Source organism: Acidobacteriota bacterium (assembly GCA_029861955.1).
GTDB lineage: Bacteria > Acidobacteriota > Polarisedimenticolia > Polarisedimenticolales > Polarisedimenticolaceae > JAOTYK01.
Map to the genome: position 1 here is coordinate 71,071 of JAOTYK010000008.1, position 23,649 is coordinate 94,719.

19 protein-coding genes are annotated in these 23,649 nt (G+C 63.7%); 5 read left to right on the top strand and 14 right to left on the bottom strand.

Annotated elements, in window-relative coordinates; all coding sequences use genetic code 11:
• The first annotated feature begins 2 nt into the window (after positions 1–2).
• Positions 3–776 carry an MBL fold metallo-hydrolase gene (locus OES25_05395; GenBank protein MDH3627075.1) on the top strand — a complete coding sequence of 258 codons (774 nt, stop codon included), beginning with the start codon at positions 3–5 and terminating at the stop codon, positions 774–776.
• Entirely contained in the window at positions 760–1,668 is a 909-nt protein-coding gene (locus OES25_05400) for a hypothetical protein (GenBank protein MDH3627076.1), read from the top strand. Before OES25_05395 ends, OES25_05400 begins: the two co-directional genes overlap by 17 nt.
• Before the next feature lies 1 nt (position 1,669).
• Here OES25_05400 and smc read toward each other — a convergent pair whose 3' ends face one another.
• The 3 genes from smc to OES25_05415 all read right to left on the bottom strand — a co-directional run bounded on the left by smc (position 1,670) and on the right by OES25_05415 (position 7,255).
• Positions 1,670–5,248 carry a chromosome segregation protein SMC gene (gene smc, locus OES25_05405; protein ID MDH3627077.1) on the bottom strand — a complete coding sequence of 1,193 codons (3,579 nt, stop codon included), beginning with the start codon at positions 5,246–5,248 and terminating at the stop codon, positions 1,670–1,672.
• A gap of 251 nt (positions 5,249–5,499) precedes the next feature.
• On the bottom strand, positions 5,500–6,528 hold the full coding sequence (locus OES25_05410) for a polyprenyl synthetase family protein (GenBank protein ID MDH3627078.1): 1,029 nt from the start codon (positions 6,526–6,528) through the stop codon (positions 5,500–5,502).
• Positions 6,529–6,595: 67 nt separating this feature from the next.
• Entirely contained in the window at positions 6,596–7,255 is a 660-nt protein-coding gene (locus OES25_05415; GenBank protein ID MDH3627079.1) for an outer membrane lipoprotein carrier protein LolA, read from the bottom strand.
• Positions 7,256–7,334: 79 nt separating this feature from the next.
• Here OES25_05415 and OES25_05420 point away from each other — a divergent pair, with 79 nt between their 5' ends.
• Positions 7,335–8,495 carry a hypothetical protein gene (locus OES25_05420; GenBank protein MDH3627080.1) on the top strand — a complete coding sequence of 387 codons (1,161 nt, stop codon included), beginning with the start codon at positions 7,335–7,337 and terminating at the stop codon, positions 8,493–8,495.
• Here the strand turns inward: OES25_05420 and OES25_05425 are convergent.
• Positions 8,492–8,851 carry a hypothetical protein gene (locus OES25_05425; GenBank protein ID MDH3627081.1) on the bottom strand — a complete coding sequence of 120 codons (360 nt, stop codon included), beginning with the start codon at positions 8,849–8,851 and terminating at the stop codon, positions 8,492–8,494. The genes OES25_05420 and OES25_05425 overlap by 4 nt on opposite strands.
• 64 nt (positions 8,852–8,915) lie before the next feature.
• Between OES25_05425 and mutS the strand changes: the two genes are divergently transcribed.
• Positions 8,916–11,573, top strand: coding sequence for a DNA mismatch repair protein MutS (gene mutS, locus OES25_05430; protein MDH3627082.1), 2,658 nt, complete (start codon positions 8,916–8,918; stop codon positions 11,571–11,573).
• On the opposite strand, the gene OES25_05435 is transcribed toward mutS, so the two are convergent.
• The 3 genes from OES25_05435 to OES25_05445 form a co-directional block, all read right to left on the bottom strand.
• Complete coding sequence (locus OES25_05435) at positions 11,570–11,905, bottom strand: STAS domain-containing protein (protein ID MDH3627083.1); 336 nt, start codon at positions 11,903–11,905, stop codon at positions 11,570–11,572. The genes mutS and OES25_05435 overlap by 4 nt on opposite strands.
• 31 nt (positions 11,906–11,936) lie before the next feature.
• Positions 11,937–12,389 carry an ATP-binding protein gene (locus OES25_05440; protein ID MDH3627084.1) on the bottom strand — a complete coding sequence of 151 codons (453 nt, stop codon included), beginning with the start codon at positions 12,387–12,389 and terminating at the stop codon, positions 11,937–11,939.
• Between the two features lie 136 nt (positions 12,390–12,525).
• A complete protein-coding gene (locus OES25_05445; GenBank protein ID MDH3627085.1) occupies positions 12,526–13,593 on the bottom strand; it encodes a trypsin-like peptidase domain-containing protein in 1,068 nt (355 codons plus the stop codon).
• A 29-nt stretch (positions 13,594–13,622) separates the two neighbouring features.
• Here OES25_05445 and OES25_05450 point away from each other — a divergent pair, with 29 nt between their 5' ends.
• Positions 13,623–14,087: a hypothetical protein gene (locus OES25_05450; GenBank protein ID MDH3627086.1), complete on the top strand. Its 465-nt coding sequence runs from the start codon at positions 13,623–13,625 to the stop codon at positions 14,085–14,087.
• Here the strand turns inward: OES25_05450 and OES25_05455 are convergent.
• The 7 genes from OES25_05455 to OES25_05485 form a co-directional block, all read right to left on the bottom strand.
• Entirely contained in the window at positions 14,082–15,257 is a 1,176-nt protein-coding gene (locus tag OES25_05455) for a glycosyltransferase family 4 protein (protein MDH3627087.1), read from the bottom strand. The genes OES25_05450 and OES25_05455 overlap by 6 nt on opposite strands.
• 58 nt (positions 15,258–15,315) lie before the next feature.
• On the bottom strand, positions 15,316–16,518 hold the full coding sequence (locus OES25_05460; GenBank protein MDH3627088.1) for an efflux RND transporter periplasmic adaptor subunit: 1,203 nt from the start codon (positions 16,516–16,518) through the stop codon (positions 15,316–15,318).
• A 4-nt stretch (positions 16,519–16,522) separates the two neighbouring features.
• The gene (locus tag OES25_05465) at positions 16,523–18,886 is read right to left on the bottom strand and encodes an ABC transporter permease (protein ID MDH3627089.1); all 2,364 of its coding nucleotides are present in this window, start codon (positions 18,884–18,886) and stop codon (positions 16,523–16,525) included.
• A 2-nt stretch (positions 18,887–18,888) separates the two neighbouring features.
• The gene (locus tag OES25_05470; GenBank protein MDH3627090.1) at positions 18,889–19,617 is read right to left on the bottom strand and encodes an ABC transporter ATP-binding protein; all 729 of its coding nucleotides are present in this window, start codon (positions 19,615–19,617) and stop codon (positions 18,889–18,891) included.
• 32 nt (positions 19,618–19,649) lie between these two features.
• Entirely contained in the window at positions 19,650–20,213 is a 564-nt protein-coding gene (locus OES25_05475) for a hypothetical protein (protein MDH3627091.1), read from the bottom strand.
• Between the two features lie 105 nt (positions 20,214–20,318).
• A complete protein-coding gene (locus OES25_05480; protein ID MDH3627092.1) occupies positions 20,319–21,845 on the bottom strand; it encodes a YifB family Mg chelatase-like AAA ATPase in 1,527 nt (508 codons plus the stop codon).
• Positions 21,846–21,887: 42 nt separating this feature from the next.
• On the bottom strand, positions 21,888–23,549 hold the full coding sequence (locus OES25_05485) for a LysM peptidoglycan-binding domain-containing protein (protein ID MDH3627093.1): 1,662 nt from the start codon (positions 23,547–23,549) through the stop codon (positions 21,888–21,890).
• Positions 23,550–23,649: the final 100 nt, after the last annotated feature.

Below are 23,649 nucleotides of genomic sequence, written 5' to 3' on the forward strand. Positions count from 1 at the left end.
CTATGCGAGTGACGCTTCTCGGCACCGGCACCTCGACGGGCGTTCCCGTGCCTACCTGTTGCTGTTCGGTCTGTACGTCCGACGATCCCCGGGACAACCGCCTCAGGCCGTCTGCCCTGCTCGAGTGGCCCGGCGCCAGCCTGCTCATCGATACATCGACCGACCTGCGTCAGCAGGCACTTCGATATCGGATCGAGCGGATCGACGCCGTGCTCTACACCCACGCCCACGCGGATCACATGCTGGGTCTCGACGAACTGCGACTCTACAACTGGCGTCAGAAGGGCGTGATCCCCGTGTTCGGCAACCCCACGACCCTCGACGCGCTGACGCAGACGTTCTGGTATGTCTTCAGTGACAAACCCGCCGAGAGCACGAAACCGGAGATCGATCGTCGTCTTGTGGACCGGCCGTTCGAGCTTCTCGGTCGACAGATCATTCCGGTCCCGCTCCTGCATGGCACACTCCCGATCCTGGGATTCCGGATCGGCAAGATGGCCTACCTGACCGACGTCAGCGAGATTCCGCACGAGAGCTATGGGTTGTTGAACGACCTGGACACCCTCATCCTCAGCGCCCTTCGCGAACGACCCCACCCGACCCATCTGACCGTCGAGCAGGCCGTCGAGACTGCGAAACGGATCGGCGCTCGACGCACGCTCTTCACCCACATGTCTCACGAGGTACACCACGCCACCATTGCCGCGCAATTACCCTCCGGCATCGAGTTGGCCTACGATGGTCTCATCGTGGAGATCGATGATGACCAACCCTGAGCTACGCCGGCTCCGCCTCCTCCTGGTCGCAGGAGTCGTGCTACTGGCGGCTCTGACACCGTCTCTCGCAGAGGACGACACCCTACGCGTCGAGGACGTGGTACGACGGTTCGTCCAGGGAGAATCGGTCGAGGCTTTGATTCAGCAGATTCGAACGGCTCCCGTGGACTTCGTCCTCGATGACGAGATGCTCGAGGAGTTGAAGATCGCCGGCCTTCCCGAATCTCTGATCGGGGCGATGGTCGCACGCCAGAAAGAGAGTGAGCCGGAAGAGGCCCCGGTTGAGGTCGAGGACGTCACCGACGGCGAGTCGAACATCGTCTTCGTCATCAACCCGCCCAAGAAAGAGGGCAAGCCTCATCCGGACGGCGGCAAGATTCACCTGTGGGACTTCATCGACAGTGTCGATGCCGAGCGACTGGACCTTCGTGCCGATCAGACGCACTTCGATGACCTGGCGGTCTACATCCAGTGCCGGACCGCAGAGCACGTTCCCGATCGCTGGCGATCCGTCTCTCCGCTGGGGCGGGACTTTCGCGGCAGTCGACGACATCGCATGTTGCTGTTCCTCGCCGGCGCGGACGCATCGGACACGAAGGGCATCGGCAAGCTGGCGGACGCGATGCAAGATCGAGGGCGCACGCAGAAGCTGGCTCTCGAATTGCCCGCGACGCTGGAATTGCACCTGGACGAGGTAGACGACCATCAACTGACCGTCGGGATCGCGGCACGGATCGGTGAGCGGTACCTCCGATTGACGTCCGAGGACCTGGTCGATGTCGTGATCGAAGCCGGCGGCAGCGTGGAGTACGGTCTCCGAATCGAGAATCAATCGGGCGGAGCCGTCGTGGAGGGTCTGTCGGTGCGTCAGGTTCGTCTCAGGGAGCCCTGACCTACTGAAGCTGAATCGACATCACCTTCGACACGCCAGGCTCTTCCATCGTGACGCCGTAGAGTAGATCCGCCGACTCCATCGAGAGCTTGTTGTGAGTCACCACGATGAACTGGGTCTGCTTCGCATATTCCTTCAGCATCCGTGCGAACCGCTGAACGTTTGCGTCGTCCAGCGCAGCGTCGACCTCATCCAGCAGACAGAACGGTGACGGCTGGTAGCGGAACACCGCGAACAGCAACGCGATCGCCGACAGCGCCTTCTCGCCACCGGACATCAGCGCGACCGAGCCGAGTCGCTTCCCGGGTGGCTGCACCATGATCTCGATCCCGCAATCCAACACATCCTCGCCTTCCTCGAGTCTCAGGTCCGCCCGTCCACCGTTGAACAGCAGCTTGAAGATCTCCTGGTAGGACCTGCGAATCTGCTCGAAGGCCTCCTCGAATCGATCGCGGGAGGTGCGATTGATGCGTCGAATCGACTCGCGTAGCGAGTTCATCGACTGCTCGAGGTCCAATTTCTGCTTGCTGAGGAAGTCGTGACGCTCCTCGTATTCCGAGAACTCGTCGATGGCCGTCATGTTGACCGGTCCGATACGCTCGATCCTCTCGCGTATGTCGGCACACTCCTTGTCGAGGGTATCCAGGTCCACGGGCTCGTCGCTCTCTGGCGGTTCGCCCGCATCGAGACTTGGGACGCCGAGCTCCTGGATGCAGAGTTCGTCCAGATGCGAGCGTTCCGACTCCAGCTTCGTTCGCTCGAGTTCGAGTTCCCGGGTCACCGTCCGCTCGGCCTCGAGGCGATCGCGGAGGGTCTTCAGCCCGCTGTCCATCTCTCCGAGATGACGCTGAAGCTCCAGGATCCGTCGTTCCATCTCCGACGAACGTTCCGTGGCCCCACGACGCTCCTCGAGTTGTTGGAGTAGTGTGGCATCGGTCTCGGTCTTCAGACGCGCGGCCTCTTCCCCGCGAGCATCGGCGGCGCTGGCCTCGGCGTGACAGGCGTCAACGCGACGCTTCAACTCGTCGCGGCCTTCCTGGAGCCGCTGCTTCTCCTGCTGGGCAGCCTGGAGTTGCTCGGTACGCGACGCAAGCTCGACACGCAGCGCGCTGACGGCCTCCGCCAGAAGCTGCCCTGCCGCCTCCTGCTCCTCGGATCGAAGCGTCGCCTGTTGCAAATCGTGTTCGAGAGTCCGTCGCCGACCCTCAACCGTCGCAATCTCCTGGACGGTCGCGGCCTGCCGGGTGCTCAACTCTTCGACCTCGCGATTGGCGACGGCGATCTCCTCGTCGAGGGTCTCCCGCTTGCGCCCTGCGCGCTCGCCGTCCTCCCGGTTACGACGGGCGTAGGCCTCCAACTCGACGCGCTTGTGATTTGCCTCGTCCAGCGCCTGACGGGTCTCCCGTTCGAGGATCTCCAGCGCGACCATCTTCTGGCGCATGGTCTCGTTCTCTCGCTGTGCCTGTTGTGCGGCGGCCCGTGTCTTCTCTACACCCTGCCGCGCCTCGTCGGACTTACGACGATGGGCCAACAGACCGTTCTTGCTCTGTTCGACACCACCGGTGGCGACGACGCCCGATGAGTAGACGACATCTCCGGACGCGGTCAGGTAATCGACACCCGGATATTGACGATGCAGCATCAGCGCCGTCGTCAGCGTATCGACAAGCACCGCATCGCCGATTCGATCGCCGACGACCCCGTTCCCCGCGGTCTTCAGGTCAAGTCGCTCGCGGAGCCGCCCACGAACTCCGGGATGACCCAGGAGGCTACCTGGAAAGGCGTCGGTCCCGTTGCTCGTGTGACCGACGGCCGCGCCGCCTCCCGGATGGGACTTGCTGATCATCGTGGTGCGCCCGGCGCCTTCCCGACGAAGCAGATCACAGGCCTTCTCCACGTCCGCGTCGTCCTGCATGATGACGGTCGGCAGGATGTTGCGCAGGTAACCCTCGGCCGCACCCTCGACGTCGCTCTGGGCCTCGACGTAATCGGCAAGCACCCCCAGCGGACGAACTCCCGCTCGGGGGCCACCGTGGATCAACGTCCGCACGCCATCCGAGACACCGGCGAATCGGGTGTCCACGTCTTCCAGCGTGTTCAGGCGGGCGACGGCAGACTTCTCGGCCTCCCGTGCGGCGTTCAGCCCCTCGGACTGAACGTCGTGGGCCTTCCGTATCGAGGCGAGGCCACTCTCCGCCTCGGCCAGCGCCTTCGAGAGTCGACTGACCTCGTCCACGTGATAGCTGCACTGCTCGTCGAGCGTGTGCGACTCACCACGGATGCGTTCGACGTCGTCGCCGGTCAGCTCCAGCTCCGATTCGGTTCGGGCACGCTGCGCTCCGCAGCGCTGCAAGCCCTCCTCGATAGCGGTCAGCCGGTTTCGCAACTCGGCGACCTCGTTCATCGTGCTGAACTGTTCCTGTCGTCGGCGTTCGACGTCTTCCCGTTGCTCACCCCTGAGCGTCTCGGCGGCGGCAACGGCGTTGCGTTGCTCGTCCCACTGGACGGAAAGACGCTCGGCATCGGCGGAAGACTGACCGACCCGGGCGGCGATCTCTTCGAGTCCAACCTCGGACTCGGCGAGACGTTCCGTCAGGCTCTTGGCCTCGGCGCGCTGACGTGTCGCGGCCTCTGCCGCCTCCGCGACGCGCTCGACACAACTCTTGACCAATCCTTCGCTGCGATCCGTCTCAAGTTCCAGCTGGTGCGTGGCCTCACCGAGTTCACGAAAACTCTCTTGTAGTTGTTCGTGTTCCGTACGCTGTTCGACGAGCTGAACTTCCGACTTGCCAAGCCCGGCGGCGATCTCCGCCTCGGCCTCACGGGCAGCAGCTTCCGTGCCTCGCAGCGTTTCAAGTCGGGTGTCGAGGTCCTGGGCGCGCAGTGCGAAGCGAACCCGCTCTTTCGAACGCAACTCGTCGCGGAGCGTGCGATAGCGACGTGCCTTGGCCGCCTGTCGCTTGAGCGACCGAATCGATCGCTCGACCTCGACGATGATGTCGTTGACTCTCAGCAGATTGGCGTGGGTCGCATCCAGCTTCATCTCGGCGAGGCGACGCTTGTGTTTGTAGCCGGCGATGCCGGCCGCGTCCTCGATCAGCTGACGTCGATCCTTCGGCTTCGCGTTGAGGATCTGGTCGATTCGGCCCTGCTCGATGGTCGCGTAACTGCGCGCACCGACGTGTCCCTGCGAGAGAAGCTCCTGGATATCTTTCAGTCGGGCCCGTGCGCCGTTGACGCGGTACTCGCTTTCTCCACTGCGGAAGAGCTTACGGGTGATGACCAGCTTCCCGGACTCGCCGCCGACGGCACCCTGTGCGTCGTTGAAATGCAACGACACCTCGGCCATTCCCAGCGGCTTTCGAGCATCGCTTCCGCTGAAGATGACGTCTGCCATATGACGGCCACGGAGATTTTTTGGGCTCTGCTCGCCGAGGACCCAGTTGATGGCGTCGCCGATGTTGGACTTGCCACATCCGTTGGGACCCACCACGGCGGTGATCCCCGCAGGAAACGTCACTTCGGTCCGGTCGCTGAACGACTTGAAACCGGCAATCTGCAGTCTCTCGAGCTTGAGCATCGGGAACGGTGACCCCTCGACCAGGTAAACCCGTGTTTTCGGCGAATTGACGGCGAACTATACCATCCACCGCCGTTCCGAACCAAGGATCGCCCCAAGATCTGTCCGCATCTTCAGGGCCTGCCCCAACATCTTGGGGCGGCTTCCCGTCGTCCTGGAGGCCCCGCCGGAAAACCGCGCGGCAGACGCCACCTTCAAGTGGCGCACCACGGGGAATTCTACTCCGATCGGTGGGGAACTGCCCGAAGAGACTAGCGGTCGCGGAACAGCAACATGTCGGGCAAGGCCGTCAGGGCGTCCTTGGCGGGGCCCTCGGGAAAGCCCCGAAGCTGATCGAGGGCCGACGCCGCGAAGCGGCGGGCCCGGGCGTGGGTGCGCTCGATGGCACCGCGCTCCCTCAACCAGTCGGTGAAGCGGGCGAACTCCGGAGCCTCGGCGGGCAGGCCGTCCACGATCCGCTGGGCGACATCCCGGACTTCCGGTTGGCCCTGGGAGAGCAGGTCCAGCACCGCCAGCGTCGCCTTGCCTTCCGAGAGGTCACTGGCCACCGGTTTACCCATCCGCTCGGCTTCACCGGTGAAGTCAAGCAGATCGTCCACCAGCTGGAAGGCCATTCCCAGATCGGTCCCGTATCGCCTGAGGGCGACCAACCGGTCGTCGTCCATCCCGGACAGCAGGCCGGCGAGTTCGCAACAACAACCGAAGAGCGCCGCCGTCTTTCGTTCGACCAGGTCGAGGTATTCGTCGGTCGTCAGGTCCAGACGCCCCACGTAGCGTGTCTGAAGCATCTCCCCTTCCGTCATGCGCAGGGTGACGTCCGCGAGCTTCTTCATGACCTGCAGGCTGCCGGCCTGCAGCGCCATCTCCATCGCCTTGGCGAACAGGTAGTCGCCGAACAGGACGCTGACGTTGTTTCCCCAACGACGATTGGCCGACGGAGCCCCACGACGGGTCTCGGCCTCATCGAGGATATCGTCGTGGATCAGCGTGGCGGAGTGGATGAACTCCAGCACCGTCGCCAGCGCGACCTGATGCTCTCCCTCGTAACCGCACATCCGCGTACAGAGCAGGTGCAACGTGGGTCGGACCCGCTTACCGCCACTCTCGGCGACAAAGCCACCGATCTCATCGACGATCCGGACCGGCGACGCCAGTTGGTCCCGGAACATGACCTCGACACGGGCAAGGTCGTCAGCGATCAGTCCGATGATGGTGGGGGGGGTACTGAAGGGCTCGATCAGCAGCCGCTCGGCTTTTCCCATGCTGACCAAATTGCTCAAGGCTCTCCCTCACAGACGTCGGATACTAGCATCGTGCCGGTCGCACGAGCAACTTTAGAGGGGTTTCTCACGGCTCGTGGCTTCCGACGACCTCGGTCCCGGCCGGGGGCTCGAAACGGAACTGCGGATCACTGCTCCCCGGGTCCGGCTCCCAGCCCTCAAACGTGTAGAGCATCCGGTTGCCGCCGGAGTCGGTGATCCGTGCCTCCCGGACCGCAAAGGTCCTTGGATCGAGGACCAACCGGACCTCCTCGAACGCCTCGTCGACGCCCGACGGGAGTAACAGGATACCCAGCCCGTCGTCCCCCTCCAGGAGGTCCATCGGCGTGGCGACGAACAGGCTCTGCAACCGTGTCTCCGAGGCCAGGAGCCGTGGGAGGAGCGAGGCCTCGTCATCCAGCAACCCCAGGATCAACTGCTGATCTTCCTGGAGGTAGAGCCAGGTGCGGCGATCGACCACCAGCGCCAGTTTGTATTCGGGATCGCGATACTCCCAACGCATCTGTCCGGGACGGCGAAGCCACAGTTCCCCGGACTCCACGAGTCCGGTTCCCAGGGCCCCGGAGACCAACGATTGGCGAAAGGATGCGTGCAGGTGGGGCCGCTCATCGAGCCATCGTTGCAACCCGGCCAGATGATCGGCGGCCGATCCTGCGGGGGGCGGATCCGCCGCGAAGGCCCCCGAAAGACAGGGGAGGATCAGGAGGCCGGCAAGAAGAACTTTCAACGGAAGGCCCTCGTGACGCCGAGCCCGTCTTGCGAAAGGGGGACCGGAATGGTATTCCGGTGCTCGGAGGACCATGATCGTGGCAAAGCAACCGTTTCGCAACGCAGGCCCGAGGACAGCACCCATCTGGCTCGGAGTCATCGTTTTCCTGGGCCTCGCCGTGGCGGAGGAGCCGCTGCGTCAGCAGGCGCTGGCGGCGTACGACGAGAGCCGCTGCCCGGACGCGCTTCAGGCGTTCCAGCAACTCGACGATCAGGGTGCCCTCGACGGTCCCCTGCTCTATCGGCGCTATTTCTGTCTGAACCAGATCGGCGATGACGGAGCCACCGGCGCACTTCGCCGTGCCATCGAGACGCTGGAGGAGGAGTTCGGCAAAGAGACGACCCTCGAGACCGGCTTCTACCTGGGGAATGCGTACGGGAACATCGCGCGTCTCTCGGACCGAGCTGCGATCTCCGCGAAGACCGTCGCCGCCATCGAGTCCGGCGAGACGCCCAGCCCTACGACGCCTGCCGACATGTTCCGCCTCGGCAAGCTGTATCAAGATCTCGAGCAGACCGACGATGCGAGGAAGTGGTTCAGCGCCACCGTGGAACACGCCGAGGGACAGGAGAACGTGACCGGCGCCTACGTCCGTCACGCGGCCCGCTTCCTCATCGAGGAGGCCGCCGCCGGCGGCGACGAGGAAGCCCTCGCTCGTTACACGACCGCGGCGCTCGCCGACGGGTCCGGCACCGTGGAAGACTACGACCGTCTTGCGGTGATGCACGCGCGACAGAAGAACTACCTGGCTGCAAGCAAGGCATGGAACAAGGCGTTGCTCCTGAACCCCAGTCAAGGCAATCGCCCGCGCTATCTGACACGCCTCTGCCATTCGGCCATCAAGCTCGCACCGTTGCCGGAGACCGACGGAGCCAATCGGCCCTGGGCGGAGATGAATGGCGCGGAACTCGAGGAAGTAATCCGCCGGCAGGCCGAGATCGTCGCCGAGATCATGACTTCGACTCAGGCGGCCATCGAGGCGGAACAGCCGATCAACGCCGAGCAACGTGCGGACTACCAGTCTCGTGTCGATCAGGCGCGTCCGCTGTTCGTGGCGGCCGCGATGGAATACTCGTTACAGGGCAACTCGCTCAGAGAGTTCGCATTCTTCGGCGGCTTCGCGCAGTTGGTGTTTCGCGATCGCGACTGGCGGGTGCCGTACCCGAAACGGAAGCACCGCAAAGCGAAGAAGAACTAGAGCCTGTCCGCCAGTTCGCCGACGACGGGGAGCTTGAATCGCTCGCCCTCCAACCCGCGAACGATACAGAGCAGCAAGGCCAGTAACCCGCCGAGGATCGCAGCCGATGCCGCGAGCCAGTACAGCTCGGCCAGGACGGTCCACAGGTAGTTCTCGGCAACGAAGTAGAGAAAGCGAAGAAGTAGGTAGCCGACACCGAAGATCGCGCTGGTGACCAGCCCCTGCTTCGCATGCCACTTGACGAACTCCCGGCGACTGGCAATTAGACTGAGAATCGCCAACGGGCCCAGGTAGCCGAACACCAGGAGAACGCGGTCCTGGTCGGTCAGTTCCTGCCCTAGATGTTCGTTGTCCATCAGCGCCACTTATATCCCCCGCGCGCAATAGGGTCAAGCGGCCCGGTGCTATACTCCCGTCCTCATGTCTCAGGTCGCCACGCCGATGTTCCGTCAGTACACGGCGGTCAAGAACGATCACCCCGACGCCATCCTTCTCTTCCGCATGGGCGACTTCTATGAGATGTTTTTCGAGGACGCGAAACGCGCCAGCAAACTGCTCGAACTGACCCTGACCGCCCGGGGCAAGGGGACGGCCAACGTCGTCCCGATGTGCGGTTTCCCCCACCATCAACTGGAAAACTACACGGCCCGCCTCGTGCGTGCGCAAGAGCGGGTCGCGGTCTGCGAGCAGGTGGAGGACCCGAAGACCACCAAGGGACTGGTGCGTCGCGAAGTTGTCCGGGTTGTCACCCCCGGTACGGTCGTGGATCCCGACCAACTCGATGCGTCGGAGAACGTCTGGGTCGCCGCCATCCATCTTGTCGCCGGTCAGGCAGCCGCCGCGTTCCTCGATGCCTCCACCGGTGAGTTTCTCGTCTGGGAGTCCGGCCCCGGGGACGACGGCTGCGACACCCTGCTCCAGCGACTCCGCGAATTCGAGCCACGGGAGCTGGTACTGGCCGAGGAGTTCAAGCCACCGGCGGCACTCGCGGGCCGGCTGCAGTCCTCGCTGATCTCCCGCGCGGACCCCTATTCGTTCAACCACGACACCGCAGCCGAGCAACTCCGACAACATCTTGATGTGGCCTCCCTCGACGGTTTCGGGTTGAAGGACCGACCCGTAGCCGTCGCCGCGGCGGGGGCCCTGTTGCAGTACGTGCGCGATACGCAGAAGTGTGGCCTCGAGCAGATCAACTCCCTGCGGTTCCATGACCCCGGACAACATCTCCGCCTGGATGCCGCCAGTCGTCGCAACCTGGAGATCGAGTCCTCGCTACGCGACGGCGGACGTCGCGGGACGTTGCTCGAAGCGGTGGACCAGACGGTGACGCCGGCCGGCGCCCGCATGCTTCGTCGCTGGCTCCATCTCCCGCTACTCGATCTTGCACAGATCGCTCGACGGCAGGACGCCGTCGAGGAATTGCTCTCCGAGAACTCCGTTCGTGCGCAGGCGCGCGAGCATCTCAACGAGGTCCGCGACATCGAGCGGCTGGTGACCCGCTGCGTCACACGCAGCGCATTGCCGAGAGACCTCGGTGGGCTTCGCACATCCCTCGAACGGATTCCCGCGTGGAGCGAGGCTCACGACATCCTGCGCTCTCCCCTCGTCCGACAGCTCCTCGATGAGTTGGATCCGTGCACCGATGTCTGCCGACGTCTCCAGGCCGGAGTCGTGGACGACCCGCCGGCGTCCCTCCGTGACGGCGGTGTCATCCGAGAGGGGTTCAACGAGGAACTCGACGATCTTCGAAATATCGGACGCGACGGCCGAGCCTACATCTCGGCCCTCGAGGCGAAGGAACGGGAGGCAACGGGCATCAGCTCGTTGAAGGTCAAGTTCAACAAGGTGTTCGGCTATTTCATCGAGGTCACCAAGTCGAACCTCGCGCAGGTTCCCGAGCACTACCATCGCAAGCAGACCATCGCCAACGGCGAGCGCTACATCACACCGGAACTCAAGGATCACGAGAGCCGCGTCCTCAACGCGCAGGACCGGGTCGAGGAGCTCGAGGCACGACTGTTCGCAGAGCTGCGCGACGCCATCGCGAAGGACGCCGCCCGCCTCCAGCGGCTCGCACGGGACACCGCGTGCATGGATGTTCTCTGCAGCCTCGCTCAGCTGGCGCGGACCGCCGACTACCGTCGTCCCCACGTCACCGACGGCGATCGTCTCTCCATTCGCAAGGGGCGACACCCCGTCGTCGAGCAGGCGCTGGGGCACGGTCGATTCATCGCGAACGACTGCGACCTGCAGATCGGCGCGCGGGGCATCGCGATCCTCACCGGCCCCAATATGGGTGGCAAGTCGACGTTCCTGCGCCAGACCGCGTTGATCACCCTGCTGGCCCAGACCGGGAGCTTCGTTCCGGCGGAGGAGGCCACGATCGGGGTAGTGGATCGCATCTTCTGTCGTGTGGGAGCGTCGGACAACCTGGTCGAGGGCCAGAGTACGTTCATGGTGGAGATGACCGAGACGGCCAACATCCTGAATCACGCGGGCCCCCGCAGCCTCCTGCTACTCGACGAGATCGGACGGGGCACCTCGACGTTTGACGGGTTATCGATCGCGTGGTCGATCGTCGAGCATCTCGATCAGTCGATCGGCATCCCGCGCACCCTGTTCGCGACCCACTACCACGAGATGACAGAGCTGGAGACGGAGCGAGCGGGTATCTTCAACCTGCGAATGGCGGTTCAGGAGAGCGGCGACGATGTCGTCTTCACGCATCGCGTCGAGGCGGGTCCGGCGGATCGGTCCTACGGGATTCAGGTGGCGCGACTGGCCGGTCTGCCGCAGCAGGTGATCGATCGTGCCCGAGAGATCCTGGCCGACCTCGAGGGGCGTGCCGGTGGACGGGGCCTCCCCCACACCTCACCGGGATCGTCGGGTCGCTACGCGTCTCGTCAACAACCGTCGCTGTTCGAGGTTGCCGAATCGACACCCGCCGCCGTCGCTCCGCACCAGGAGTTGATCGACGAACTGAGGAACCTGACTCCGAACGAGATGACTCCCCTCGAAGCGTTGCAACTGATCGTGACGGTTCAGCGTCGTCTACGGGACGACCCCAACTCCGACTAGAACGAGACGAGCGCTTCCTTCTCGTCGCGATAGGTTTCGAATACCTCCTCGAGCTTCGTCAGCTGGAGCAGATCGAAGACCTTGCCGGACGGGTTGAGCAGCTTGACCGTGCCGTTCTTCTCTTTGGCTCGCTTGTAGCACGCGACCAGTTCGCCAATGCCGGCGGAATCCATGTACGAAACCTTCTCCAGGTTCAATAGCACGTTGGCGTTTCCGGAATCGAGAAGCTCGTTGACCTTTTCGCGCATCACGATGTCGCCGTCGCCGATGGTGATCTTTCCGCTGAGGTCTACGACCGAAACGTGACCAATGACGCGAGTGTTTGCCTTCATTCTGTGACCCTCTCTACGCCCTCACGGGCTTCTACGAACTGGACGTTTCGGATTCAGTTTCCAAGCGTTTGACGAGTCGTAGGGACAGTCCCCCCTCGTCGTTCACAAACTCCACCTTATCTACGTACGCGCGGATCATCAAGAGGCCGCGGCCCGAAGTATTCAGCAGATTCTCCGCCGAAGTCGGATCGTTCGATTCGTCGGGAGTATACCCCGGACCCTGGTCCTGGACGCAGGCCTCAAATAGATTGTCACCGCTGCTCAGTCGCAGTTTGACGATTTTCTTCGGATCGGCACCATTGCCGTGGACGATGCCGTTGATGACCGCTTCACGGACCGCAATGCCGATATTCAGGGCCGTATCCTCGTCAAAACCGGCCAACTTGGCGAAACGCTCGGCGAGGGTGTGGACCGGATCGACGTACTGGATCTGGCTCGGGACTTCTAGTTTCAGCGAACGATGGGAGTTGTCGGATCCCGCCATACTGCCCCCGAGGCCGCTCCCGGCTCGATCCGGCCGGGAAAAACCGAGGATAGCGACCCCTCAACCCCAAGTCAACGAAGGCGCCCCCGGTAGAACTCTACTGCCTACGGATCCGGGCGGAGTCGGTTTCAACGGGTCAGGGACGGATCTCGATCAGGGGTAATCGAACCTCTCGGCGTTGGCCGCCATTGTCCAGAGTCAACGTGACCTGACTCCCGGCCCCCCCCGCCTCCTCGAACGCGTCCATCAGCTCCGACAATTGCCGGACCCGTTTCCCGTCGACCCCAACGATGATGTCACCGACGATCTTCCCTCGGGCGTTGACCCGCACGGGCTCGATGCCCGCCTTCTCCGCAGGCTGCCCGGCCTGCACCTCGGTGATCACGATTCCTTCCAGTCCGTAGCGACGCGCGCGATGATCCGAGAGCACCGTCACACCGATCCCCGACCGGATTTCCTGGCCGAACTCGATCAACTCGGGGACGAGACGTGCCACGGTGTCCACGGGAATCGCAAAACCGATGCCGGCGGAACCGCCGCTGGGGCTGGCGATCGCGGTGTTGACGCCGATCAGTCGGCCACTGGAATCCAGCAGCGGCCCACCGGAGTTTCCCGGATTGATCGCCGCGTCGGTCTGGATCACGTCGTGGATCGTTCGCCCATCCGGGGACTGCAGGTCTCGCCCGAGCGCGCTGACGATGCCGACGGTCAACGTCTGATCGAGTCCGAACGGATTGCCGAGGGCCAACACCCGTTGCCCCACCGCCAGATTGGACGAGGTCCCGATGTTCAACGGGACGAGACGATCCCGTGGTGCGTCGATCTTCAGGACCGCCAGATCTTTACTGGGTGAGAGCCCCACGAGCCGGGCCTCCCAGTCGGACTGATCCCAGAGGGTGATCGAGTAGCGAGTCGAGCGGTCGTTGGTCTGAATGACGTGAAAGTTGGTGACGATGTGGCCATCCTTGTCCCAGACGAATCCGGAACCCGCGCCTCGCTCGTAGGCCGTCTCGTCGAGGGAGAACAGACTTCTCCTTACGGCCAGCTGTCGGATGTAGACGGTCGAGGGCGACGCCATCTCGAAATTGTTGATATCGCGGCGCTCGCCGTCGGTCAGACCCGTGTCGCCAAAGGCGACAACGGTCAGAGCCAACACCCACAGAATCGAAAAGGCCTTGGTCAATCTGGCGAACTCTTGCATCATCCCCTGGAGCTTACCACCGCGGAGGAACCTTGTCGGGCATACGCACCATGTTCGACAACGTCCGTGAGGCGCTCGGTCCCTACGTAGAACCGTTCGCCCCGTTCGCGACGTGGCTGCTCGTCGGTTCCCTGCTGACGATGATCCTGACGCCGGTGCTGACCGCCTACCTGATCGCACGGATCCCGCCCGGCTATTTTCTCAAGCGTCGTGCACCGCTCGACGGTTGGCGACGCTCCCACCCGATCCTGCGTTGGTCGGGTCTAATTTCAAAGAATGTACTGGGCGTGCTGTTCCTGGTGGCGGGGTTGGCGATGCTCGTCCTTCCCGGTCAGGGTATCCTCTCGATCGTTCTGGGACTCACGCTCATCGACTTCCCGGGCAAGCGACGCCTGCAACTATGGCTTCTGCGCAAGAAGCGGGTGATCAAGTCGATCAACTGGATTCGATCGCGACGGGGCCGGGAGCCGCTGCTCCTGCCGCCACGGCGCTCATGACGCCGCTCGGGATCTCTCCTCGATCGCGTTGACATAGACCGCCAGCGTTTTCTCCGCGGTCGCCTCCCAGGTCAACTCCTGCAGCGCAATGCGACGATTGTTGTCTGCGATGCGTCGGCGGCGCTGGTCGTCCTGAAGGAGCGTCAACATGGCGTCACGAAACGCCGCGGTGTCCTCGGCCTCGACCAACAACCCCTGATCCTCGGAACGGATCAGATCGGGAATGCCTCCGACGATCGTCGACGCGACGGCGCAGCGCGCCGCCAACGCTTCGAGCATCGCCGTGGGACACCCCTCCAGCAACGAGGGCATCGTGAACAGGTCCGCCGCGTTCAACAGGTCGATCTTGTGCTCCCGGGAAACGAAGCCCGGGAACTCTACCCGCGGCGCGACGTTGGCATGGGAAAGCCATTTCGAATAGCCGTCCGAGCTGCCACGGCCAAGCACCACACACTTCCAGTCGAGGCCTTCCGGAAACTGGGTGAACGCCTCGAACATGTACTTCAGTCCCTTGCGCTCGTCTTCCAGATTGCCCGGCGATGACACGATCAGGAGCTGCCCCGGTCGCAGCCCAAGACGTTCGCGACAGTCGGTCTGATCGTCGTCGGCGGCATGAAACGCCGCCACATCGACACCGTTCAACACCGCGGTCGTCTTGTCGGCAACGTGGGGGTAGAAACGAATCAGGTCCTTCTTCGATTGCGGCGAGACCGTCACGATGCGATCGGCCTGCCCCACGGACTTGCGCTCCGAACGGAGGATCCATGGGTTCCGATCGCCGCGTAGCGCCGGAAGCGCGAAAGTCTGATGGAGAACCGCGACGACGTGATGCACGGTCAGGATCGTCGGGCATTCAAACCCCGTGATCACGTACTGCTCGTTGGTGTGCAGGATGTCGAAGCCACCGATCGAATCGCTGACTTCGCGAAGGGCGGCCGGGAGGCGACGACGGAAGAGGATTGAACGCACGAAGCTGCGATTCGGCACCTGGATACGATGAACGTGGACGCCATGCTCGACCGCGGTGCTGCAGTCGTCGTAGCTCAAGATGAAGACATGGACCTCGTGCCCCGCACGGACCATGGCGGCGGCCAGCTCCGCCGAGTAGACGCCGGCACCGCCGAACGGCAGGTCGCCGGGATACTGAACGCTGTACAGACCGATCTTCATGGGATCTCCCTGACCGAGAGTCTACGACCCTCCGGCTGAAGTTTCCCGGTCAATCTCGTCATCGAGGACGGACCCGGACCCCATCGGCGACCGAATCCGACGGGTAGAGGACGACGGCCTCACCCTCGTCCAGTCCCGAGAGGATCTCGGCCTGCAGTCCATTGCGTGCGCCGACCTCCACTGGCGTGAGAACGGCGCGATCGTCGTGAACGGCATACAGCGCCCACTGCCCCTCGTGCCGGAACAGGCAACTGGTGGGCACAACGAGGGCATCGGCCGATTCCCACGAAACGACACGCACCTCGACACGGAAGCCATCGCCGAGGGCCTGCCAGGCGCCTTGCCCATCGACAAAATCAATAATCACGTTGACCCGCTGCTCCTCGACCCCCAGCGCGGAGATCTTGGTGAATCCACTGGGCTCGATCCGGCGCACCTCGCCGTGCAGCACCTCGCTGCCACCCCAGTCCTCGATCCGGACGGCCATGCCGGGATCGATGCGGACCGCATCCTCCGACAGATAGTCGGAGACGATCTCCAGTCGCGTCGGGTCAGCGACCTCGAGCAGGGGTTCGCCGGCCGCGACCACCGCGGAACTCTCGTGCAGACGCCGCAGCACGACGCCGTCGATCGGCGAGCGCATGACGATCGGTGCGGGCGTCCCGTCGTCGTAGGTCGGGTCCATCGTGGCGCGGATCTGAGCCAGATCGAACTGGGCCGTGCGAACCGCGAATTCGGCGGCAGCGTCACGCTCCTGACCGGTATCTACATTCAATCTTGCGGCGTCGAGGGCTTCCTCGGAGACGATCTGCTCGCCGGCCAGCCGCTCGATCCGACGCAATTCGGAGCGAGCGAATTCCAGCTCGGAGGCGACACGCGACCGCTCAGCCCGAACCCGTCCCAGCCGGGCTTCCGCCGCTCTGCGGCGGGCGGTGGTCTCGGCCTTCGTGCGCGCATCGAGCAACGCCGGGCGAACCGGCTGAAACGTCGCCAGCACGGTTTCGCCTGCGACCACCGAGTCGCCGGGCTCGAGCTCGATGCGCAGGATCTGCCCCGAGACCGGCGCGGAGACGACGAAGCGTTCGCGGACGCGGGTTTCGCCCTCCTCGTCCAGCGTGACACGCATCTCGGTTCGCATCGCTTCTGCGACGTCGATCTCGACGGGTTGCGGTCGCAGCGCCAGAGCGACCAGCGCGACGACCACCACGGCCAGCGCGAACCAGATCACACGTCGCGTCATGCTGCGCTCGTTCTCGGCCATCGGATTACTCCACGCCCTTCAGGACCTCGACCAGGTCCAGATTATCCAACTTGCGTCGCACCAGCAGTCCGGACGCGGCGGCTGACATCAAAACGACCAACGCTGCAAACGCGTAGGACCGCGGTGAAACGACGAGCGGAAAACGATACAACTCCGTGTCGAACAGAACCACCATTATCCCCGCGAGCCCATAGCCGATGAGCAGCCCGAGAGGAATGGCCAAGACGGTCAGTACGCCCAATTCACCGAGCAGGATTGCCGAGATCTCGCCGCGCGTGAACCCGAGTACGCGAAGACTTGCCAACTCGTGCTGGCGCTCGGACAGCGCGATGCGTGCGACGTTGTAGACCACGCCAATCGTGATGATCGAGGCGAACAGGATGTTGAAGAAGATGAAGACGCCCATCATCTCGTCCATCTGTCGACGAAACTCGTCCAGTGCTGCAGACTTCAACGCCACGCCGGCGACTGCCGGAAGCGACTTGAGGCGCTCGTAGAGAATTCGCTGAAAGAGCGGGTCGACACGCAGATAGGCACCCGACAGCACCCTCCCTTCACGCATCAGTTTTCGCAGGGCGTCGATACGCATGTAGGCCCCGGCGCCCATGTACTCGTCAACGACACCGACGACGATCACCGAGCGCACCGGGCGCGCCCCCTCGAGGACCTCCAGGATGATGCTGTCGCCAGACTCGACCCCCAGGATCTCCGCCAACTTCGCAGACAGCACCAGACCATCCGGTGGCAGCTCGCGAGGCTGGAAGTCGTCGTCGACGACGCGCTGCAGTTGTGGCCGCTGTTGGATGCCGAGGATCCCCGCCTGCCGCGAGCGGGATCCGGCGCGCAAACGCACCGCCAGGTTGCGTGCGGGTTCCACGGTCATGACGCCCGGTAGGCGCTCCATGTTGTGGAGGGCCTCGGGGGAATTAGGCTCGGCAAAGTTGACGGTCAGATCCTGACGCTGGATCGTGTGGAACTGCATCTCCATCAGTACGTCGATCGAGTCCAGGAAGAACAGGCCGATGATCATCATTCCGCCCGAGAAGCCGATACCGACAACCGAGGCCAGCGAACGGAGCGGTCGGCGCTGCAGGTTCCGCAAGACAATGCGTGCCGGCTGCGAGAGGAAGCGACGGAGACCCAGACGCTCGACCCAGGTGGCTCTGTAGGTGGCGGGCGGCTCGGGACGCATGGCCTCCGCCGGTGGCAGACGAACCGCCTGCCTCACGGCACCGACTGCGCCGATCAGCGCGGCGACCACACCAAACCCGATCGCACCCAGAACGACATCGGCCGTCAATCGATAATCCAGAAACGGAAACCGGTAGTAAGTGTTGTACATATTCAGCATGCCACGACCGAGCCAGTTCCCCGCGAACAAACCACCGATGCCGCCGACGATGGTGATCAGCAGACTCCAGCTGGCGTAGTGCAAACCGATCTCGCGGTTGGCATACCCCAGCGCTTTCAGGGCGGCGATCTGCACACGCTGGACAGAGATGATGCGACGCAAGACGACGTTGAGCAGGAACGCCGCCACACCAAGGAAGATCACCGGTACGAACGTGCCGAAGCCCCGCAACTGAATCAGTTCGCTGTTCAGGTACCAGTGGGATGTCTGCCGCGCACGGGGGATCGCGCCCAGCCCACCGTAGGGCTCGAGCAGGCGGTCCAGTCGTGCGAGCACATCCTGCTCCGACGCGTCGGCGGTAAGCCGCAGCGAGACGTCGTTGAAGCCGCCCTCCATGTCGAAGGCGGTGGCCAGCGCACGACGACCCATCCAGAAGATGCCGAACCGCGCATTGTCCGGCATCAGGTCCCCGGCACGAATCGAGTAGATGTACTCGGGAGACAGGCCGATGCCAACGATCTCGAGGGTGCGTTTGCGCCCGTTGATCACCGCATCGATCGTCGACCCCGGTCGAAGGTCGTGGGCCAGTGCGAACCCCTCCCCCGCCACGATCTCATCCGCGCGTTCCGCTTCGGGGAATCGCCCCTGCAAGAGCGCAATCCCGTTCAAGATCGTCGACGGGTCAGGCGGGATGGAGATCAGCCGTCCGGTGACCGGCTCGTCCATGTCGGCGACGTCGACGGTAACCTCGGCGACGACTCGCGTGGCGACACGGGAGACCCCGGGAATCTCGATAATCTTGCGCTCGAGGTGGTTTGGCGCACGTTTCATGTTCGCAAACACCTCGGCGAAATGATAGCGATCGTAGAACGTCTGTTGTGTGCGTTGCAGTGAGGCGAAGGTCGAGAAGTACGCGATGAACATCGCGATGCCAACCGTGATCACCATGCTGATCGCGAAGACCTGGCCCTTGATGTTCCAGAGGTCGCGGAGCAGTTTGCGATTGAGTGCACGCATCGCTACCAGCTCAAATCCTGCGGTCGCAATTTGCTGTCGTTGGTCTCTACCGAGGCGATCTGGCCGTCCGCCAACTTCACGACGCGGTCGGCCATCTGGGCGATGGCCGCGTTGTGGGTGATGACGGCGGTCGTCGTCCCCAGCTCGCGATTGACCCGCTCGATCGCATCCAGAACCAGGACCCCGGTCTGGATGTCCAACGCCCCGGTCGGCTCATCGCACAACAACACGTCCGGTCGTTTGGCAATCGCCCGTGCGATCGCGACACGCTGTTGCTCACCGCCGGAGAGCTGCGAGGGGAAGTGGTTCATCCGGTCTTTCAGACTGACGATCTCGAGCGCCTCGACGGGATCCATCGGGCTCGGCGCGATCTCTGTGACCAATGCGACGTTCTCCCGCGCGGTCAGCGAGGGAATCAGGTTGTAGAACTGGAAGACGAAACCGACATGATGACGCCGGTAGCGTGTCAGCTCGGCCTCCCCCGCCTCGGTCAGCTCGCCACCGCGATAGATCACCCTTCCGCTAGTGGGCGTGTCCAGCCCACCGAGGATGTTCAGCAGCGTCGACTTACCGCTACCGGAGGGCCCCAGCAGGCAGACGAACTCCGATTCGCGCAGCTGAAGATCGACTCCGCGCAGGGCATGAACCTGCACCTCGCCCATGTCGTAGATCTTCGTGACGCCCGAGGCGTCGAAGACCGGCGGGGTGGGAGGCGGTTCGGCGGTCGTCATGATGGATCAGGATAGACAAAACTGCGAAATCCTTAAAGGCCCCGCGCGGGCGGAATCGCTTTGACGTGGGCGTGGATCTGGACGGATCCGATCGTCGACTCGACGCGCTGCTTGTTCATCTTGAGGCCCTTCACGTCGTACATCACGCCGTCCGGCGAGAGCGCCTTGACGGCAAAGTAACGACCGAGCGTGCCGAACACCTTGATATCTAGGATGCTGCCCGTGCGTCTCATGGCCCTGACATCCAACTGCTTTCCCTCGGGGGTCAACGCCTTGAGATCGAGGATTTGCCCCTTGGCATCGATGGCCCTGACGGGCGCATGACGGTCGTCACTGACGACCACCTTTACGTCGTAACGGCGGTCACCGCTGAGCGCCTTGACGGCCAGTAGCTGGGCGTTGCCGTCCTCCTCGATCGCCACGACATCGAAAAGCTTGCCATCGGCATCTATGGCCTTGATGTCCAGCAAGTAGCCCTTCGGATGGACCCCCTTGACGTGCCACAGCGTGGTCTTCTCCGCGGCGAAGGCTGCCCCCGTGGAGACGATCGCGGCGATCGCCAGAAAAAGTAAGCCGACCTTGAGTCGCGTTAGCATTTCATACCCTCCTCGAGAATCCTCTGTGCCTGATAGTACATCGTCTCGCACTCGACCGGCCGGGTCCCCCAGAGCCACCCCACCTTCGGCGAAGAGGACGGATCCTCATGAGGCATCCCCACGAGCCGGCAACTGCCGATACTGCAACGCCTCGAGGAGGTGTCCCCTCCCGATCCTCACCACCACGTCCAGATCGGCGACGGTCCGTGCGATCCGCAGGACCCGATCGTACGCACGCATCGAGAGCCCCAGGCGGTCAACCGCGTCGTCGAGGATGCCACGGGCGTCGCGTTCGATCCGATCGGCCTTCAGCAGTTCCTCTCGTTCCAGGGCACCGTTGTAACGCCGCTCCGGTGGATTCCGTTGTCTTTGCCGCTCACGGGCGGAACTGACACGCTGACGCACGGCATGTGACGACTCGTTTGGCTCATCCTGAAGTTCCTGCCCTCGCAACGCAGTCATCCGGCAGACCAGATCGAACCGGTCGAGCAACGGACCGGAGAGTCGACTCTGATAGGTGGCGATCTTCGGCGGCGAACAGGCACACCGACCATCGTGATGATCCGCGTATCCACACGGACACGGATTCATCGATGCGACCAGTTGGAATTGTGCCGGTAAATCCGCCACCTCCCGGTGCCGTACAACCCGGATCGATCCCGACTCCAACGGCTGACGCAACGCCTCCAACGGCTCCCGCCGGAACTCCGGAAGTTCGTCCAGGTAGAGCACGCCATGACTGGCCAGCGTAATCTCACCGGGACGGATCGGAACCCCACCGCCGGTCATCCCCGCCGGGGTCACTCCATGGTGCGGTGCACGGAACGGCCGAGTCATCACCAGCCCGTTGGCCACACCCGCTGCACCGTGGATCCGTGTGATCTCCAGACACTCCTCCTCATCGAGAGGAGGGAGGATGCCGGGAAGCCGACGGGCCAACATCGTCTTGCCGGAACCCGGGGGCCCGACCAACAACAGGTGATGCCCACCGGCCGCCGCGATCTCCAGCCCACGACGGGCGCTCTCCTGCCCCTGGACCTGAGATAGATCGACGGCACAAGCCGGTGAGTTACATGCCGCCGCAAGCCGATCGGCGATCGGCTCGACGACCACCGTCGGTCTCCCCGCCTTCAACCGCTGGATCGCCTCCCGCAGGCTACTGGCCGCCAACACCTGCAGGTCGGGAACCAGCGCCGCCTCGGCGCCATTGGACTCCGGGACGACCATCCGCTTAATCCCGGCCTCCCGGGCCGCCAACGCCATGGCCATCGCCCCACGGATCGGTCGAAGCCCCCCATCGAGAGACAGCTCGCCACACAGCAGCGTCTTGCCTAACGTGGACAATGGCAGATGCCCATCGGCGGCGAGGATCGCAATGGCGATCGGCAGGTCCAGACCCGCGCCACGCTTGGGCGTCTCCGCCGGCGCCAGATTGATGACGACACGCCGGGACGGTAAGGCAAATCCGGAATTGCGTAGCGCGGAGCGAACGCGATCGATCCCCTCCCGCACCGCAGAGTCCGGGAGACCGACCGTGGCAATCGTCGGCAGCCCACCGGCAAGATCGACCTCGACGGAGATCAGTTGCGCGTCGATTCCACGCAACACCGCCGCACGAACACGACCCAACATGGACGCTCCAGGGAGGCGGAGCGAGGACCTTCCGTTAAGAGGCTAGCTGCCGATACGGAGGCGGGTTCCGGGATGCAGGACGCCATCGGCACGAATCCCGTTGGCGGCACACAGAGCATTGACCGTCGTACTAAAGCGACGCGCGATCCGCCACAGCGTGTCCCCTCGTCGGACCGTGTAGGTCTTCGGCGTGCTTCCGCTGGACGTCGTGCCACCGGAGGCGATACGACGAGCCGTCGCGGCGCTACGCACCCCGGGTGTCACCGTTAGCCGTTGACCGATCTGCAGGACCTTGCGTGTCGAGATACCGCTGGCGGCCGCGATACCCGCAGCGCTGGTGCTGTAACGACGAGCGATACCGGAGAGCGTGTCGCCGCGACGAACGCGGTACTGGATCGTTTCTCCACTCGCGACCGCGACGGACGAGTCGCCACTGTACCGACCGGCTGCGGCGGTCGGGATCAGGAGTTCCTTGCCGACGTTAATCAACGTTCGGCGTCCCATGCGGTTGGTCTGCTGGATCGCCGCAACGCTGACACGGTAACGCCGAGAGATGTCGTACAGCGTATCGCCCGAACGAACGATGTGACGCTCATAGAGAACGCGCTCGCCCACGGGGACTTCCTCGAGCGCGGCGAGGGTCATCGCGCCGCTGCCAAGCGGAACGCGGACCGTCGTCACTCCACTGGGTGGGGTCTGCAGCCGACGTAACGCCGGGTTCAACGCACGCATGCGATCCGGAGTCGTTCCGGCGCAACGAGCCAGGACCCTCAGGTCCGCCGCTCCATCGACTTCGATGGAGTCGTAGACCACCGGGGACTCGTAGTTGAGATCGAAACCGAAATCGTTCGGGTTCTTGGAAATGATCGTCGCGGCGATGATGGCGGGGACATAGTTCTTCGTCTCGCGACGAAGCCAACGGCTCTCGGCCAACTTCCAGAAGTCGCGACTGCCGGTCTTGCGAATCGCCAGTCGGACCCGGCCCTCTCCGGCGTTGTAACCGGCCATCGCCAGGTACCAGTCGCCGAACTCATCATAAAGATCGCTCAGGTAGGCCGCCGCCGCGTAGGCCGCTTTCTCCGGATCGGATCGCTCGTCGACCCAGTAGTCGATGCGAAGGTCGTAACTCTTTCCGGTGGCGGCGATGAACTGATAGACACCCTTGGCCCTGGCACGGGAGTAGGCCGTGGGTTTGTAGGCACTCTCGACGTGGGCCAGGTAGACCAGATCCTCGGGGATGCCGGCCTCACGGAAGATCCGTCGGAACATATCGACATAGCGCCCGGAGCGTTCGAGACCCTTGGCGAATCCGCTCTTCTGCCGCGTGCCGTATTGCTCGAGCCAGAATTTCACCTTCCCGTTGCGAACGATCGGATAGTCGTAGCCCGGCTTGTCTTTGAGCAGCGGACCCATCGTGATGTTCCGCGTCTCCTCCGCGTCGGGGGCGAAGGTCGACGGGTCGGGGCCCGCCAGCTGGTCGTGGGCTGCGTCGCTGACCTGCTCGTCGGGTGCCAGATCGCTGGGGGTCGCCTCCCCATCCTGTTGTGAGATCTCGCGGGCCGGCAGCAGCGGTACCTGCTCGTCCGGAACCTCCGGCGGTGCCTCATCCGAACCCCGGGACTCGGGAACGACGGCATGCTCCACCGGCGGTGGGGCCTCCTTGGAGGCCGGCGGCGAGACCCGCGGCTGACGTTGGCTCTGCATGAGCCCGCAGCCTGACAGAAAACACAGCGCGCAGACGAGGGTCGGCACCGTGATCGACGTTGCGAGTCGAATACCCTGCGGGGGGAAAGAAAGCGACAAC